The organism is Deltaproteobacteria bacterium (genome assembly GCA_018668695.1).
Classification (GTDB): Bacteria; Myxococcota; XYA12-FULL-58-9; order XYA12-FULL-58-9; family JABJBS01; genus JABJBS01.
On sequence record JABJBS010000401.1, the window covers coordinates 1 to 17,600 of the forward strand.

The window sequence follows — 17,600 nt, forward strand, 5'->3', positions numbered from 1 at the left end:
CACGCACAAGAAACGGCCAAGCTTATTACGGCGATGGATCCCGAGTTTTTCTCGGCCCTCACGGTTACAATTGTTCCTGGCACTCCACTTGCGAAGCAAGCAGCTCGCGGCAAGTTTGAGGTCCCTGATGTTCCAGAACTTTTAAAAGAGCTTCGTATTATGGTGGATGAGGCGCGGCCGACACGCGCTTTGTTTCGAACCAATCACGCTTCGAATTATTTACCCCTTGCTGGCGAGCTTCCAAACGACCGAGAGCGCATTGTTAGTGTCATTGATGCAGCCTTACGGGGAGACATTCCTCTGCGTTCGGAGAATTCACGGGGTCTTTAACGTGTACACAAACCGCGACTTCAGTGTCTACTGTCAACAAGAGGAAACAATTCTCCAGCTGCTATACTTGTAATCATTATGAATTTTAGTGGTACGTTAATTGCTTCTCTCTCATCGTAACCACTGAAGGAGTGTGCGCTATGATGCGTAAGATGTTGATGACATGTGTGGCCTTGGGATTAGTTGCTTGTGGGTCGCAAGCGCAAGCACCGGGTGAAGAAATTCGCTCTGAAAAATTCCGAAATACCGAACCTCTTGTCTCTGAAGAAGAGGTAAACGACCTGGTCATCGATAATAACAATTTCGGATGGGATATCTATCGCGCAACGCTTGCGGGAGATCCGGTGAACATAGTCTTTTCACCGTACAGCATCTCGTCAGCCTTTGGGATGCTCTACGCGGGTGCAGCAGGCGATACCCAGTCAGATATGGCCGACGGCTTTCGATTTGGTGGAAGAGAAGTCTCCAGTTTCCATGATTCAATGAACGCCATCGAACTGGCGTTACCCGAGAGTGATGAGTGGGGAACGTTAAGAGTTGCCAACGATATTTGGGTGCAAACGGGATTTGAGCCAAAGAGCGCATATCTGGATACATTGGCGGAGAGTTATGGTGCAGGAATGCATGGACTCGACTTTGCGACTGATGCAAGTGGTGCGACCGAGTTGATCAATGGCTATATCTCTGATGTCACAGAAACCAAGATTCCTAAAATTTTCGAGGAAGGTTCCCTCAACGCGAGCACAGTTTTGGCATTGACCAATGCTATTTATTTTAAGGCCAGCTGGAAAGACGAGTTTAAACCTGAAGACACCAGACCCATGGACTTTAACCTCCTCGATGGAACTCAAATTGAAACCAGTATGATGTACTCGAAAGAATCATACTATTATGGTGAGGAAGCGGGCAGTTACCGCGCGATTGAGATCCCATATAAGAATGAAGATTTGGCAATGCTCGTGGTTATGCCTGACGCTGGGACCTTGGCTGACTTTGAATCAGCGATGGACGCCAATGGGATTGCTGCAATCGCCGGTTCGATGACTTCACAGGAAGTGAGTTTAGATTTCCCCTCCTTTGAACTGAATACAAACCTCGTTGCATTGAAAGACGATTTAGAAACAATGGGTTTGGGTTCGATGTTTGACCCCGGGCAGGCCGATTTTTCTGGAATCGCTGATATGAATCTTTTTGTGCAAACCGTTGCTCACAAGGCTTATATTCTCGTGAACGAAGAAGGGACGGAAGCGGCTGCTGCAACGGGAGTTGGTGTGGGTATGACATCCGCCCCGATGGACCCGGTGTCTTTAACGGTCGATAAGCCGTTCCTCTATTTTATCAGGCATCTTCCTACTGGTAACTGTCTCTTTATGGGACGAGTGGTAAACCCTACTGTCGAGTAGCGTTTCTACCTAGTAGGTTTAGTTTGTTCTTTGGAGAAGTGGCCGCGCAAAGAGTTGAGTCAAAGCCCGGCGAGTTCTGCGATGTATCCAATGATCAGCTCTGCTTCAGTATCGGATAATTCCTCTTCGCTTCGGGCAGGCATATAGTTGCTTCGTTTAAGGTAATCAGTACCGCCAGCTCCTCTGCGTATCATATCGAGAACAAGTGAAGGCGTGGTGATGTCGTTTGTGATATCTACCCAAACTGCTCCACCGGTTGCCTCGATGCCATGGCAGTGTTCGCAAAACACCTCATACAGACCCTTGCCTGTGGTCGGCCGATCAAAGCTTGATAACCAGAAGATGATTTCATCGAGCTGGGTTTCAGTGAGGCTTCCCTCTTCGAATTGAGGCATACGCCCCAGCATACTCTCACGGCCGTTGCGGATTACCCACCGCGCGTAGTTTTCTTGAACGAATCGTATTTGCGGGGCCTGCTGGGTACCGTTGGCTTGCGAGCCATGACAACCCCGACAGTAAGTGTAGAAGTATTCGAGCCCAGTCTTTTCAGTTGGAGTGGTTGGTTCGGGGGAGGTTTGGGGTTCTGATTCTGTGTCCACTGTTGTACCGGTATTCTCGGGTGTGTCGTCTCCACAGGCCATCAAGCATAGGCAAAACGGCACAAGGAGTAGCCTTTTGGCTTGCGAGAATAGAGCTGCAGTCATCGATATATCCACATCTTGGTTGAGCACTTAGGGCATACCATATGCCGTATCTTTGTAAATGCTGCTGCGATAAGCCCTAAAACGGACTATTCACGAGGGATATTCTGTGCACCGGTGATCAAAGAACGAGAGCTTTAAGTCGTTGGTTTAATAGGGTTTAATGGTTGTTACTGACCCGCCGCGTCAGAAATGGTGAAGCATTCGGTAAAAATACAACCCAGATGTAGGACAAATGAGTACATCCAACAACGCTCAAAAGCATGCCCCGTGCTTGTTGATGCGAACCCAACTTTCTAGGAGACCGCAATGAAGCCCGTAACACTGATTGGCTGGACCGTAATTTTCCTCGCGATGACTTTCCTCCCTGGCGCAGGTGGCTGTGGTGGTGGCGGTGGTAGCAACAATAACAACGACAACAACAACAACAACAATACCGACACTGGTTGTACAAGCGATGCTGAATGCAGTGCAGATTTAAGCTGTGTAAATGGCGAATGTGTCTATGTGGAGCCCGATGGAATCGGTGATGATTGCGGCGGCATCCAGGGTCTTACTTGTGTGCAAGGCCTCGTCTGCGACATGAGCGCGAATAACACATGTGGCGCCGACATGATGGGAACTTGTATCGAAGATGAAGAGACGATGTGTACTATGCAGTACGACCCAGTATGCGGCTGCGACGGCCAAACATACGGAAACGATTGCATGCGTCAGGCAGCTTACGTTGCTTTCGATAGCGCGGGACCTTGTGGTGACGCATCAGAAGGCCAGCAGTGCGGCGGAGCATTCGACACGCAGTGTGAAGGCAACTTGGTTTGTGACTTAAGTGCGAACACCACATGCAGTGACGACCTCGTCGGAACATGCGTTGAACGTATTCGCATCATGTGTACCCGCGAATGGGTTCCAGTATGCGGCTGCGATGGTGAGACTTACGGAAACGATTGTGAGCGACGCGCAGCATTCGTAGCCTTCTCAGCAGGCGGTGAGTGCGGAAGCAACTCAAGTGCAGGCACAGGCTCAATCAACGATTGATTCTATCTGATATACAATAAAAAGGCCGGGCGCTTCATCTGAAGTACCCGGCCTTTTTTTCGATTGATGAGTTATCTAAATAGTTCCACTGCGGATAAAGTCAGCGACCCGTTCACCAACCATGATAGTAGGCAGGTGGATGTTGACCGAAGGCACGGTAGGAAAGATGCTTGCATCTGCCACGATAAGCCCTTTGGTGCCACGCACTCTGCAGTACTGGTCAAGAGCAGCCATGGGATCGCTTTCAGGTCCCATAGGCACGGTACCACATGGGTGGTAACCGCTGTCGCTGTATGTGCGTATCCACTCGTCGAGTTTTCTCTTATCCTTGAGGATACGTCCCATGGGTGCAACAGGAACCGCAAGCTTACGCATCGCTTTGGATTGAGTCAGTTCATAGGCACGCGAGAGTCCGTCCACAGCAAGGCGGCGGTCTTCCGGGTGGTCTAATATATTAGATTCAACAATGGGCTTGGCGTGAGGCCAAGCTGAAGTCCATCGAATTTTACCAACGCCCTTGGTCTTTTCCACACAAGTCATCATGGTCACAGCCGTAATATTGCCCCAAGGAAGTGTCAGACATGAACCTGGCTGGATTTGCATATCATTGGGGAATGCCCCGGGCTCAGAGGTGTAACGCAGAAGCGTTTGAATCAGAGGGTCGTTTCTACGGGCGATACCGGGGCGTGGGGCTAAGAAGAAAGCCGCGCCAGGGTGGTCTAAAAGGCGGCTGCCTACGCCAGGCACATCAGATACGAGTGAAACACCCAAACGGTAGACATCATCTTTTGCACCGATTCCAGAACGCAGGAGCAGACCTGGGGTCGCGATTGATCCGCAAGCGATGATAATGCTCTCGCTGAAGAAGGTTTGCACCTCGCCATTGCGCTCGACTTCAATGCCAATGGCTTGACCATTGTAGAAAATCACTCGGTGCGCGAGACTATCCGGTTTAATCGTGAGGTTGGCCCGCGAACGCACAGCTGGCGTGAGGTAGCCCATGGCGGCGCTGAATCGTACGCCATTGACTTTGTTCATCGCGTGAGGCCCAGCACCCGTTTGATTCGGATTATTGTGGTCTTCGCACTTTGGGTAACCGAGTTCATCACAAGCTTCTAGGAACGCAGCTTGCCAAGGCACCAACTCTTCTGGTGGATGCCGGCGAATGGTAATGGGCCCTTTTTGATTATGGTACTCGTCATTAAAATCTTGGTCGGCTTCTAACTTTTTGAATGCTGGAAGACATTTGTCCCAGGTCCATTCATCGAGACCCATATCGGCCCATTCATCGTAATCCTGCGGTATTCCTCGCAGCGCGATACAGGTGTTCACGGCAGAGGAGCCACCCACGACTCTTCCTCGCGGCAATTTAAAGGGCACCTTCTGTTGGGAGTTCGTCGTATGCATGAAGCCCCAGTCATGCTTGAACATCGAGTTCCGTTTACCGTTTGTGATGTCTTTGGGCAGCTTGGTTGAGTCAGGATAATCTGGCCCGGCCTCAAGAAGTAAAACGTTACGGCCGCGGTCCTCCGACAAGCGGGCGGCGATAGCAGAGCCAGCGGCTCCAGCTCCAACTACGATGTGATCCCATTGATTACTGCTTTTCATATTAAAACGGTACTTATGCTCTGCGCGCAACACAAGCCACAGTGCGCTGTAAGTTGTTGTAAGACATTGAATTGGCATGTGGGAAGGAGACCACAATCGTGCTTTTCTATGCTTTCTTAAATTTGAGGGGCGGCCAAATGAGCGAAGATTACATCGATATCTATGAACCCAAGCAATATGTTTCAGGTATTCCGTATGACAAATACAAAGTGTTGCGAGCGCGCTCACCTGTCGTTTTTCAAAGAGAAACCGATGGGTCAGGGTATTGGGCCGTCATGAAGCATGCGGATGTTTTATTCGCGTCGAAAAAACCCAAGATATTTTCATCTTATCAAGCTGGTATCAATATCCCGGACCCCATTGAAGAGGATTTGGATATCGCTCGGATGATCCTGATCAATATGGATCCACCCCAGCACGCAAAATATAGAAAGCTGGTTTCCACAGGCTTCACTCCCAAAATGACACAGAGACTTGATGGGCCGATTCGTGCCGCGGTGAAGACCATTCTTGACCGAGTCTCAGGAGAAAAAGAAGTCGACTTCGTGGGCGAAATTGCTAGCCAGCTTCCGCTTTTTCTCATCGCGGATTTGATTGGGTGGCCTGAAGCAGACAGACCTTTGATGTTTGAATGGAGTGACCGTGTATCTCGCATCGATCATGCACCCGAGGATGCTCGCATGGCAGCCATGGAGTTTTTTGGATACTGCACAGATTTACTGGAGTCGCTGGAAGAAAAATCAGAAAAAGGCGAGAGACCGGATGATTTAGTGCATGTGCTTATGGACGCACAAATCGATGGTGAAAAATTGAACTCGATGGAGATTGTTAATTTTTTACTCTTGCTTGCGATTGGTGGCAATGAAACCACGCGCAACTGTATCGCGGGCGGTTACTTAGCGCTTCACGAATTTCCTAAGCAGATGGAGCGTTTCGCATCTGACCCGATTGGGCATGGCAGGCTTGCAACGGAAGAGATGTTACGATGGACCTCTCCTATCATTGCCTTTCGACGAACCGCCATGGAAGATACCGAACTCTCGGGTCAAAAAATAACGACTGGTGATAAAGTCGTTCTTTATTATGCCTCCGCCAATCGAGATGAAGAGGTATTCGATGATGCGGACGTATTTGATATTACGCGTGAGAAAAATCCACATGTGTCTTTCGGGGCCGGAACGCATTTTTGCCTGGGCTCAACTCTTGCCCGTATGGAAATCAGAATTTTATTTGAAGAACTGCTTCGGCGCTTCCCGAAGATGTCCATCGTTGGAGATGTCACTCGGCTCGACAGCAATTATGTGAATGGAACCGTGAGCTTTATGGTATCGCCTGGTCCAGACACCGACGCTTAAGGTCGCTTTCTTCCCGCTCCTCGTTGCTAAGAACGGGCTGGTATATTAGACCTCTCGGAAAATACGCCGGGGAGAGTTCCATGCAGAAAAGCGGACAAGTTAGAAAAATGGTTTCTGAAATAGGAGACCCCATTCAGTATTGGCTCCCTCTTGGTGAAGAGCGAGTTTTTATGAATGAACTCATCGGCAAGGATATTACCTTTCGCTACGATGGCCTCATTACTTGTATTCTTTGCGAACGTAAAACAAAGAAGTCCTTTAATCAGGGATTTTGTTACCCCTGTATGATCAATGCCCCTGAGGCGTCTGAGTGCATTATCAAGCCCGAGCTGTGCCAAGGTCATCTTGGTGGCGGGCGAGACCCCGAGTGGGAACAGAAGCACCATGTTCAACCGCACTATGTATACCTCGCTCTTTCCAGCGCAGTAAAAGTGGGTATCACGCGGGAAACTCAGGTGCCGACTCGATGGATCGATCAGGGCGCGTCAAAAGCTATTTTATTGGCACAGACTCCGAACCGATATCTCTGTGGGGCACTTGAGGTTTCGCTGAAGGAGCATTTCACCGATCGAACCAATTGGCGGAAGATGCTTAAAAACGAAGTTCTGCAGGACGTGAACTTGGCGCAGGTAAAAGACGAGATTAAAGATAAAATCAAGCCGGAGTTTCACGAGTATCTTACCGGCGATGTAGAGGTGACCGACCTACTTTATCCAGTCGAAGCCTATCCTGAAAAAGTGAAGAGTGTTGGCTTTGATAAATTGCCCGAGATAACGGGTCAGCTGCGTGGCATCAAGGGGCAATACCTTCTTCTCGATGATAATCGTGTTCTCAATATGCGAAAGCATACAGGTTATCATATTGACGTGAGCGCTTAGGGCTCTACTGAGGCTTTGTCTGAACAATGGCGTTAGATGCGTCGAATCCACTGATCATTGAACAAAAATGCTTCTGGTCTTTAGTGAGCTGCTGAAGTGCTAGGTAGCGTGTTCTCTTCGATAAAATATATATAGGTATAACAGCCAAGAGTATCACTGGAAAAAATAGATAGAGTGGTATGGCGAGCAGCAGAAACCGATTGCTTTCCTCGCAGCGGTGACACTCTGCGATAAGTCGCCTTCGCCTTTTCCAATATGTATTCAGGTCGTCCATGAGATTCCTCACGGTCATTGTAGCAGATTGATCTGCATTTACGCTGTCGTATTTAGACGTACATACAGGCTCTCGACCTGTGGCCACCGAATCAAGCTGTATTTAAACGATTTTATGTAATTGAAGCAGTGATAAGCATCCGCTGTATGGGGAGACTGGAGCGGGGACCTAAAGTTAAAGTTAGGAAGAGAAGTATCCCTGAATAAAACTCGGGTGTTTACCCAGGGTGCTCTCTTGGGGTTATCGTTAAGAGATAAAGCCCACGAATTTCCATTCACCATCTCGGATACCGAAGACGAATGAGTTAAGTCCATCACGGAGGAACTTGTCACTTTCTACGGCGCCTTCTTGAAGGTTTCCGCCGATAAAAAGAAAATCGTTTTCTTCCGGAACCCAGCCGTTGCCTTGGACAGCCGGGAAAGAAATCAGCTCAACCGCCTCATCGTAAGTTAATACCAACGGATCGTAGACTGCTTCGTAGTCATCCATGGAGTAGCTTGTGTAGTCTTCACCAGATGGGTAGGGGCTCGCATATCGAACCATTTCGCGAAAGTATTCTCCGTCCATTGGCTCATCGTCACGACCAACTTGTGGGAGGGTGTCCGCTAGAATGCTTGCGAACACTTCTGGATCTCCATCGAAGTAGGATTGGATGATACTTAATCCAATTTCAAGAGCTCGAGCACGCTCCGGAGTCATGTCAACTTGGTCCTGAATGGATTCAGATTCAGAAGTGTCACCCGTGGTACCCGCCTCGGTGGTGTCTTCGGTTGAGTCTGAGTTATTGGCTGTCTCGTTATCTGAACTTGGCTCCGTTGTGACTGCGTTTTCGGTGCCAGCGTCAGCAGCGGGGTCGGTGGCTGTTTCTCCGCATGCAAAAAGCATCAGAAGGCAGAGAGTAAGAAAGATGATTGGGCGCATGAATTACTCCGATGGTAAATAAGAAGGTTGAGCGACTGCTCTTTTGTTCATTCGCCAGTGGTAAAGCACAGAGCATGCCACCGTAATCGGCTCCGCAGAGGCTGTAATCATGGGAGAATTTGGGACGGCTCCGGGATCCCTCTAACCATAAATGCAGGTAATCATACAAAAAATGCAGTTTTAAAGACGCTTTGGCCTCTCGGCTCGCTCTTAGATATCAAAAGGGTAAATGACGGGTTGCGTTATTCCTCAGTGTTTGTCATTTCTTGTATTGGATTCACCGCTCAGGCGGGGCGCGCCACTAGACAATCTTGGGCGCAGCAGGAGGGATAAGATTTACGATGACTACCATCAAGCACTATAAGAGTAATGTCCGAGACGTCGAGTTCAACTTGTTTGAGCTCTATAAGATTCAGGAAAAAGTGTTGGGCAACGCACCCTTTACTGCCATCGATGAGGATACCTCCCGGGACGTATTATCGAACTTCGCAAAGTTTTGTGAAGATGAGCTGGCAGTATCTTTTGCCGAGGGCGATAGAACACCTCTTACATTGAGTGAAGATGGTGACGTGACTCTTCCTCCCGGTATCAAATCAGCATTGGACCAATATTTCGAAGGCCAGTGGCACTTGATTGAGCACCCTGAAGATTTGGGAGGCTACGGCGCACCAAGATCTTTGCAATGGTCGTGTTTTGAATTTCTCTCCGGTGCCAACCCTCCGGTAGGGTTTTATCTGCTCGGCAATTTTATGGGTAAGCTTATCAACGACCTTGGTACAGATTCTCAAAAAGCGAAGTATGTAGATGGCCTTATTAACCAGCGCTGGGGCGGAACGATGGTTCTCACTGAACCGGATGCCGGAAGCGATGTTGGTGCGAGCCGGACAAAGGCCAAGCATCTTGAAGATGATGTTTGGGAACTTGACGGTGTGAAGCGATTTATCACCAACGGTGATTTCGATGGACCAGAGAATATTGTGCATATGGTTCTAGCACGACCCGAAGGTGCAGAAATGGGCACCAAAGGGCTCTCGCTTTTTATCGTCCCTAAATATTGGGTTAATGATGATGGCAGCTTGGGCGAGCGAAATGGCGCGTACTGCACCAACATCGAGAAAAAGATGGGTCTAAAAGCTTCCTCTACTTGTGAGATGACTTTTGGCGAAAGAAAGCAGTGCAAGGGCTTATTGGTCGGTAATGTTCACGACGGTATTCGTCAAATGTTTAACGTTATCGAATATGCGCGGATGGGTGTTGGCGTTAAGTCAGCATCAACGCTCTCTACTGCTTATTTAAACTCACTGGAGTACACGAAGGACCGCGTACAGGGTCCTGACCTTTTGAAGGCGACTGATAAAAAGTCACCGCGTGTTGCAGTCATCAATCATCCAGACGTTCGTCGGTTGTTGATGAAGCAAAAGGCTTACGCAGAAGGAATGCGAGCTCTTTATTGTTTGGCAGCCGTGACTCAAGATGAGATCGAAATGGCGGCTGTAAAAGGCGATAACGAAGAAGCGAAGAGACTTCACAAAGTGAACGACCTTCTTTTACCGTTGGTTAAAGGCTTCTCGTCAGAGCGAGGTTATGAGGTACTCTCCGATTCACTTCAGTGTTTGGGTGGTTCAGGCTATTGCCAAGATTACCCGCATGAGCAGTACATTCGAGATCAAAAAATCGATACGCTTTATGAAGGAACCACAGCCATCCAAGGCCTTGATTTGATTTTTCGAAAGATCATGAAAGACCAAGGCGCAACTCTGCAAAGTATCATGGGTAAAATTCAGGGTACGCTTGCTCACGAAGTAGGCGGTGATGCCTTAGCACCAGAGCGCGCAGCGTTGGCTCGCGGACTCCAGGACTTTGGCGGCATTCTTGAAATCATGATGGGCAAAGCAGGGGAGTCTCTCTACCACGTTGGGCTTAACAGCACGCGAATTCTCTTTGCATTGAGTGAGCTGGTTATTGGCTGGCTTTTGGTTCGTCAGGCTGGAATCGCTATCGATAAGATTGAAGCTGCTAAAGGCGACGATAAGTTTTTCTATCAGGGTAAAATCGCAACAGCTCAATACTTCTGTAGAGAAGAGCTGCCGCGAATTGGCATGGCGCGTAAGGTTATTAAAGACAGTTCCCTCTACTTGATGGAACTGCCTGTTGAAGCCTTCTAAGATCGCTTAGCTTTGATGTACCGTGCGGTTTTGGGATCAAAGTAACTTGGTCCGTCATACTTAGCCGCTTGGTTCGATGCCGAACGATAGCCTATGGCTCCCGGTGTTTTTTCTACGAAATTGAGTTGATGCGCGTTGCTCTTAAAGTGGCGTGGCATCGGCGATTTTCCGGTGAAAACGCGCTTACGCCAGTGATTCCTAAACTGGCTTGGCGTCATTCCTACCCATTGTCTGAGAAAATCTCGGTGAAGAACCCCCTTCTCCAAACAGGTCAGTGTTAGCCGCGTACCGTTTTCAAGGTGTCGCACTTTGCCGAGGTATATTTTTTTTACTTGGTTCCTATCGAGCTGCGGAGCTTCGGATGGATGCAATGCAATTGAAGTGGTGCTTGCATAAGCTTGCCCACTGACGGTTAACGCGCAAAAGCCTGTTAAAAGTATCCATACTTTCATGATCTTGTCCTTCGGGTCGGTTGTGTAAATAGGCGGCACAAGACCATCGGGATGGACTCGCTATGTCGCTGCACAATAGAGACGCAAGACCGAATGGGTCTATTCACTGGACTTTTCTTAGGCCACTAGACTCGAGAGAGAGCTCTCTCTTTGGTAAACCATCTTATCGATTGCTTTTTTAAAATGGGTGTTGGATTCGTAGAGGGATTTAAACAAATCAGCACCGATGGCAAAGGCTTGAAGAGGACCGTCAGAAACAACGGTAGTGGCGCATGGTGTCTTTCGAACCAATGACATTTCACCAAAAATATCACCCGCACCGAGGGTGCAGACGTCGGTTCCTCTCCATGGGAATCTTTGGTTCAGTACAACGCTCGTGGTGCCTCGGTAAATGATATAGAGGGTGTGCCCCTCTTTTCCCTGTTTGAGAATGGATACTCGCTTCGGTATTTTTAACAAAGAGATACGATTACAGATTTCTTCCAATTCAGATACTGAAATATCCCCAAACAATTTAAGCTTTCGAGCGATATTTCCTAATGCACGCATCGCGGTTGTATCGAGTTCACATTCTTCTACACCCCTGGGGAATGCAGCTGAGTCTAATTCCTGATGAGAAGACGATGAGTGCTCCTTGAACCATTCTGACCAAATCGGTTCAGCGATATTCGTCTCGTTAAGGAGGGCTGCATTTTCGGTACGTCTTTCGAAAGCAATGTGCTCGATATTCTCTTTAAAGAAATGGTTTCGCACCAACAGGGTTTTAAAAAGTTTGTCGGAGAAATAAAGAAGACGAGTATTGGTGTTTGCCTTTACGGTAGCATTGCAGCGCTCGTCGAGAATATGAGACATCTCTCCCGCAATTTCGCCTTGTTCTAGAATTGCTAACTCTTGTAGAGGCCGACCAAATCCGGTTTGCATGGTGACGCGCAGTTGGCCTTCAAGGACAATATAGAAACCCTTGTTGTTTTCACCTTCACGTAAAATCGTATTTCCTGATTTTTCTTGGCGAACTTCCATCATCCGGCAAACAGACTCAATTTCCTGAATGCTCATCATTTTAAAGAGGTCGAGATCTCGCACGATATCAGCTATTTCTCGGTAGTCATCAGCGCTTAATTCGGGTTGGTCCATGGGTACAGGCCCCAGGTGGAATTGAGCGGCTGCAGGAGGCGCATGGTTGAAGGCTACATCATGGCTAACGTCTCTGCGTCTCAGGGCAGCATCACCTAAATGACAGTCTGTTTCAAAATCGGGATGGGATATATGCGATGCCCCTTCTCCAATGACGAGAATTCCGTTGGGAAGGAGCTGTTTCGACATTCTGCTTAACAGATTTTCTACGGATTCATCGGGCATGTAACTTAATGGTTTACGCAACATGATCAGGTCGAACTTACAAAGTTTGCTCCATTCGTCGTGGAGCCCAAGGCGGTAAAACTCTACAAGCCGGCGGTGCCGGGCCTGGACTCGGTAATGATTGGCATAAGGATAGAAGCTTTTCTTAATGAGGTGTTCGGGAATTCCGCTCGAGATTTCTGCAGCAGTAAATTTTCCACGGCGGGCTCTTTCTAATTCCTGCCGGCGTGGGTCCGTTGCCCATATCTCCACATCCCATTTCTGTAAACTGGGCATCGCTTCGTTGAACATAATCGAGAGTGAGTAGGCATCTTGTCCGCGTCTACAGTCTGGCACCCAGACCCGTAGGTTTTGTTCATCTTCATTTTTACGTGACATGATTTCTGGAATCGATTGGTGACGCAGAGTTTTGAAAACTTCATAACGTTCAAAGAAAAATGCCTGAGGAGCAATCAATTGCTCAGTGATTCGAATTTGCATTTTCCGTTTAGTTGCAGGCGCGTGGAGTAGCGAGATGAGAGATTCAAAGTTCTTCAAAGTATACTCTCTTAAAACGGGGAGCAGTCTAAGAGAGGCTTGTGAAACGCAGCCAGGTGGTAAAACCACTCCTGCTTGTTCGAGAACGCAGGACTGCAGAAAATCAAATTGTGGGTTCGTAAGCAGCATTCGACCTCTGGGGCTTGGGAGGTTAATTTGCGATGTCGGGTACCTGCTGCTTGGTTGCCTTGCTTTAATGGGGAGAAGCCAAGGAAGCGGTTAAGCATGTATGCGGGTAGGGTGTCCTTCAATACACAAGTTCTTCTTATCTTACCCCGAGGTACAGCGGGTTTTGCAACGAAGAAATACTGCGAAGTACAGCGTAGATAAAGCAGCGCACATTGTGCGATAATGTAGGCGCGATGCGTTTCAGTTTTTTCGCAAATTGAAAAAACGGAAGTTTTTTAGGGATTTATTAAAGCGCCGCAACGCATTAATTCTTAAATGTTTGCTTGATTACGCATTGCGTGATGGATGATCTCGAAAAAAATAAATCGGCTGAGGGCAGGGTTTTGACGCAGAGCGCAGTCCGAAAAGAGGTGATTCGGACTGCGCGCGTCGACTGGTGAGAATTACTGGATTACGGGCAGGCCGCCTGGTTCGGCTTCTTCCGTCGTTTCAGTTGGGGGAGCATAGCTTGTGAGCTTGATACCCTCAACGGCAGCAATGTACTCGTCTATATTGGGAGTACGACCGAGGATACTCGACAAAACAACGACGGGTGTGGAGGCAAGCAGTGACTCACCTTTCTTCTCTTCGCTGTCAGCAACAACCCGGCCCTGAAAGAGACGTGTTGATGTGGCCATAACTGTATCGCCTTTTTCAGCCTTTTCTTGGTTACCCATGCAAAGGTTACATCCGGGTCTTTCAAGATACATCATGTTTTCATACTCTTTACGAGCACTTGCCTTGGGTGAACTGTCGTCGAACTCGAAGCCCGAATACTTCTGCAGAACTTCCCAGTCGCCTTCAGCCTTCAACTCATCAACGATGTTGTAAGTTGGTGGTGCGACCACCAGTGGAGCTTTGAACTCCACGGTCCCGTGTTGCTTCTCGATATTCTTGAGCATTTGGGAAATGATTTTCATATCACCTTTGTGAACCATGCATGATCCAACAAAGCCGAGGTCAACTTGCTTCTCGCCGCCGTAATGCGAGATCGGTCGGATTGTATCATGCGTGTAGCGCTTGGATACATCATCATTGTTCACATCAGGGTCAGCAATCATCGGTTCGACGATTTGGTCTAAATCCACGACGAACTCTGCTGAGTACTCGGCATTCGCGTCCGGAGTTAGTGCTGGGCTTTCACCAGACTTAAGACCGGCCACTCTCGCCGCAGCTTTATCAACCAAACCTTTGAGTAGCTGCTTGTCGTTGTCCATTCCCTTATCAATCATGATCTGGATACGGCTCTGCGCAATCTCTAGAGATTCAATCAAGGTGTTACTCTCTGAAATACAGATAGAAGCCTTAGCCTTCATCTCAGCTGTCCAGTCAGTAAAGGTGAACGCTTGGTCAGATAGTAATGTCCCAATATGAACTTCAATCACCTTGCCTTGGAAGACGTTCTCTCCGAACTTCTTGAGCATCTGTGCTTGTGTGGCGTGGACAACGTCACGAAAATCCATGTGGTCTTTCAATGTGCCTTTGAAGGTCACTTTGACAGACTGTGGGATTGGCATAGTGGCTTCACCGGTAGCCAAAGCAAGTGCAACGGTTCCAGAGTCAGCGCCGAAGGCAATGCCTTTGGACATACGTGTGTGGGAGTCGCCGCCAATAATGACGTCTCTGTCGTCCACCGTAATGTCGTTGAGTACTTTATGGATGACGTCTGTCATTGGGTGATAAACGCCCTTGGGGTCACGTGCCGTAATGAGGCCAAACTTATTCATGAAGCCCATGAGCTTCGGAATGTTTGTTTGTGCCTTAGCGTCCCAGACTGAAGCTGTGTGGCAACCCGATTGGTAAGAACCATCGACGGTTGGTGAAATAACGGTCGCTGCCATCATTTCAAGTTCCTGGGATGTCATCAGTCCTGTTGTGTCTTGAGACCCAACAATGTTGACTTTGACTCGAACGTCCGAGCCAGCATAGAGCACTTTGCCTGGCGTTACACCGACTGCATTTTTGTTAAAGATTTTCTCTACTGCCGTGAGACCTTGTCCCTCGTGAGAAATTTCCTTGGACGATGCAAATACCGTTGGCATCTCTGTGCCGAGGATAGCTGCTGCAGTGGTCTGTAGCTTCTTGCCGAAAACAATAGCGTACGAACCCTGTGCACGGATGAACTCCAGCTTTTGCGGGGTCAGAGCGGAAGCGATATCGCAAAGCTCTTTGCTACCATCTTCATTGTAGAGCTTCTTGGTCTTGGTGTTGATGGTAAGAACAGTTCCGGTGTCGATTGAAAAGAGTTGCTCAAGGACCGCTTCTCCATCTTCGTCAAGGATGGGCTCACCCTTATCGTCGAGTTTTCTAACCCAGTTCTTAAGGTCAACACCGATACCGCCGGTAACACCGACAGTTGTAAGAAAAATAGGAGAGATACCGTTGGTTCCGCCTACAATCGGTGCAATGTTGATGAAGGGAACGTAAGGGCTCGCCTTAATTCCTGTCCACAGAGCAACATTGTTTACTCCAGACATTCGGGATGAGCCTACGCCCATGGTTCCTTTTTCAGCCACGAGCATAACGCGCTTATTCGGATGCTTTTCTTTCAGGCCCTGGAGCACAGCTTGTGAGTCTTTGTTGTGCTCGAAGAGACACTGGCCATGCAATTCTCGGTCAGATCTGGAGTGAGCATCACTTCCGGGTGAGAGCAAATCAGTCGATACATCACCCACCGCTGTAACGTAGGTCACAACTTGAATGGTCTCATCCACTGCCGGAAGCTCGGTAAAGAACTCAGCCTTTGCGTAGCTTTCGAGAATGGCAGTTGCGAGTGCATTGCCACCTTTGTGTGCTTCTTCCAAACGGTCGGTGTCTGCCTCGTACAAGAAAACCTGTGTCTTGAGGACGTCGGCCGCTTGAGTTGCAAGGTTCTGATCTTCGCCTAAGGCAAGGTCCAATAGAACCTCGACAGAAGGGCCGCCTTTCATGTGTGACAAAAGCTCAAGCGCAAATGTTGGCGTGATTTCAGCAACAACCGCCTCACCCAGAATGATTGCTTTCAGGAATTGAGCCTTCACTCCCGCTGCGCTGGTCGTGCCCGGGAGCGTATTGTAGATGAAGAAGTTCAGAGAATCGGCTCTGTGTTCGTGGTTGAGGTCTTTGATTTGAAGAATCAACTCTGCGACGAACTCAGCATCTTCGATTGGCTTTGGATGGAGTCCCTGGTCTTTACGTGTTTCGATTTGCTTTAAATAGTCAGTATACAAGCTCATGAGTTCACAGCTCCTAAAAGAATGGTTTTCAACAACTCAACTGAAGCAGCAGTCTGTTCAGTATCAAGTGATAATGAGGCCGTACCCACCGCCGAGCGTTGGTCCAAGTATTCTCTGTAAACTTCAAGCATGAGTGAGCCTCCTACAACTTGATTAAAAGTTGGGGCATTCTTATCTATTTTTTCTCTATGCGTAAAATCGATAGTTTGTATATAATGCATAAGTAATTCTTATGGTTTGAAAAGCAGAGGTATTTCATGGACTTATTACTGGTTCGGTCATTGATGGCCGCGGCTGAACACGGCGCAATTACCTTAGCCGCCACTCATTTAGGTCTTACGCAGCCGGCTTTGTCGCGTCGAATCCAGCTTTTGGAGGAGCATTTCGGTGAAACTTTGTTGGTGCGTAGCCGCCAAGGGGTTTCGCTCACGGAGATGGGACGTCTAGTCGATGCTGAGGGCCGTGCCATGGTCGACCGCTGGGAGCGTCTTGAAGACAATATTCGGGCCCACCGCAACCTTGAGGCGGGTATCGTTCGCATTGGTGGTGGTGCCACCGCCGTATCGTTTTTACTACCGGAAGCCATTGCCGATTTTCAACGTCTACATCCTGGTGTGCGGTTCCAGGTAAAGGAAGCAGGTAGCCGGGATGTTGAGTTTGATGTGGTTAACGAAAACCTTGAGCTCGGAATCGTTACGCTTCCGGTGCAATCTCAATGGTCGAACGAATTTGAAGTGGTTCCTTTGATAAGGGACCGAATTGTACCCGTTGCCGCTGAGGGCCATCCGGTGTTGGGGCAAAAAGAGCTGGCTCCTTCATCACTGCAGGGGCTGGGCGTCGTTGGATTTGAGGCAGGCAGTGCGATTCGTCAGCTTGTGGATTCCGCATTGCTTCAGGCGGGTGTTCAAATGAATGTTTTGATGGAGCTTCGTTCCATTCCGGCCATCTTGCAGATGGTCAGCTCGACCCGCAGTCTAGGGTTTGTGAGTACGCTTAGTCTGCGTAGCGCCGATAGTCACCTTCAGGCAGTGGAGGTCACGGGACTCAACATAAGCCGTGAGTTGGCGGTTATCAGTAAGCGTGGTCGTCCGCTCTCCTCAAGCGCGGCCGCCTTTGCCCGGAGATTACAAGACTAGAAGGGCTGGAGTCACTGACTTTAATCAGCATAAGCTTCGCTCTAATGACCATCGAAGGAG

Annotated in this window: 13 protein-coding genes and 1 pseudogene; 8 read left to right on the top strand and 6 right to left on the bottom strand. The window is 48.7% G+C overall.

What is annotated here, in order from left to right; translation table 11 throughout:
- On the top strand, positions 1 to 330 hold a 330-nt coding region (locus tag HOK28_23715), incomplete at its 5' end, for a radical SAM protein (protein ID MBT6436118.1).
- Between the two features lie 140 nt (positions 331 to 470).
- The gene (locus HOK28_23720; protein MBT6436119.1) at positions 471 to 1,733 is read left to right on the top strand and encodes a serpin family protein; all 1,263 of its coding nucleotides are present in this window, start codon (positions 471 to 473) and stop codon (positions 1,731 to 1,733) included.
- Between the two features lie 59 nt (positions 1,734 to 1,792).
- Here HOK28_23720 and HOK28_23725 read toward each other — a convergent pair whose 3' ends face one another.
- A complete protein-coding gene (locus tag HOK28_23725; protein ID MBT6436120.1) occupies positions 1,793 to 2,437 on the bottom strand; it encodes a hypothetical protein in 645 nt (214 codons plus the stop codon).
- A 579-nt stretch (positions 2,438 to 3,016) separates the two neighbouring features.
- Between HOK28_23725 and HOK28_23730 the strand changes: the two are divergent.
- Together HOK28_23730 and HOK28_23735 are read left to right on the top strand one after the other, a co-directional pair.
- Positions 3,017 to 3,142: pseudogene (locus HOK28_23730) on the top strand (Kazal-type serine protease inhibitor family protein).
- A complete protein-coding gene (locus tag HOK28_23735; protein MBT6436121.1) occupies positions 3,143 to 3,472 on the top strand; it encodes a Kazal domain-containing protein in 330 nt (109 codons plus the stop codon).
- 75 nt (positions 3,473 to 3,547) lie between these two features.
- Here HOK28_23735 and HOK28_23740 read toward each other — a convergent pair whose 3' ends face one another.
- On the bottom strand, positions 3,548 to 5,080 hold the full coding sequence (locus HOK28_23740; protein ID MBT6436122.1) for an NAD(P)-binding protein: 1,533 nt from the start codon (positions 5,078 to 5,080) through the stop codon (positions 3,548 to 3,550).
- 137 nt (positions 5,081 to 5,217) lie between these two features.
- On the opposite strand from HOK28_23740, the gene HOK28_23745 reads away from it, so the two are divergent.
- Both HOK28_23745 and HOK28_23750 read left to right on the top strand, forming a co-directional pair.
- Entirely contained in the window at positions 5,218 to 6,435 is a 1,218-nt protein-coding gene (locus tag HOK28_23745; protein ID MBT6436123.1) for a cytochrome P450, read from the top strand.
- Positions 6,436 to 6,515: 80 nt separating this feature from the next.
- Positions 6,516 to 7,313 (top strand): DUF2797 domain-containing protein, encoded by a 798-nt coding sequence (locus HOK28_23750; protein MBT6436124.1) that lies wholly within the window; start codon positions 6,516 to 6,518, stop codon positions 7,311 to 7,313.
- A 520-nt stretch (positions 7,314 to 7,833) separates the two neighbouring features.
- On the opposite strand, the gene HOK28_23755 is transcribed toward HOK28_23750, so the two are convergent.
- Positions 7,834 to 8,508, bottom strand: a complete 675-nt coding sequence (locus HOK28_23755) for a hypothetical protein (GenBank protein MBT6436125.1) — start codon at positions 8,506 to 8,508, stop codon at positions 7,834 to 7,836.
- A 350-nt stretch (positions 8,509 to 8,858) separates the two neighbouring features.
- Between HOK28_23755 and HOK28_23760 the strand changes: the two genes are divergently transcribed.
- A complete protein-coding gene (locus HOK28_23760) occupies positions 8,859 to 10,673 on the top strand; it encodes an acyl-CoA dehydrogenase (protein ID MBT6436126.1) in 1,815 nt (604 codons plus the stop codon).
- Here HOK28_23760 and HOK28_23765 read toward each other — a convergent pair.
- The 3 genes from HOK28_23765 to HOK28_23775 form a co-directional block, all read right to left on the bottom strand.
- Complete coding sequence (locus HOK28_23765) at positions 10,670 to 11,125, bottom strand: hypothetical protein (GenBank protein ID MBT6436127.1); 456 nt, start codon at positions 11,123 to 11,125, stop codon at positions 10,670 to 10,672. The two genes, HOK28_23760 and HOK28_23765, sit on opposite strands and share 4 nt — an antisense overlap.
- Before the next feature lie 117 nt (positions 11,126 to 11,242).
- Positions 11,243 to 13,150, bottom strand: coding sequence for a cyclic nucleotide-binding domain-containing protein (locus tag HOK28_23770; GenBank protein MBT6436128.1), 1,908 nt, complete (start codon positions 13,148 to 13,150; stop codon positions 11,243 to 11,245).
- Positions 13,151 to 13,593: 443 nt separating this feature from the next.
- Entirely contained in the window at positions 13,594 to 16,404 is a 2,811-nt protein-coding gene (locus tag HOK28_23775) for a bifunctional aconitate hydratase 2/2-methylisocitrate dehydratase (GenBank protein ID MBT6436129.1), read from the bottom strand.
- A 257-nt stretch (positions 16,405 to 16,661) separates the two neighbouring features.
- Between HOK28_23775 and HOK28_23780 the strand changes: the two genes are divergently transcribed.
- Complete coding sequence (locus HOK28_23780) at positions 16,662 to 17,540, top strand: LysR family transcriptional regulator (protein ID MBT6436130.1); 879 nt, start codon at positions 16,662 to 16,664, stop codon at positions 17,538 to 17,540.
- Positions 17,541 to 17,600: the final 60 nt, after the last annotated feature.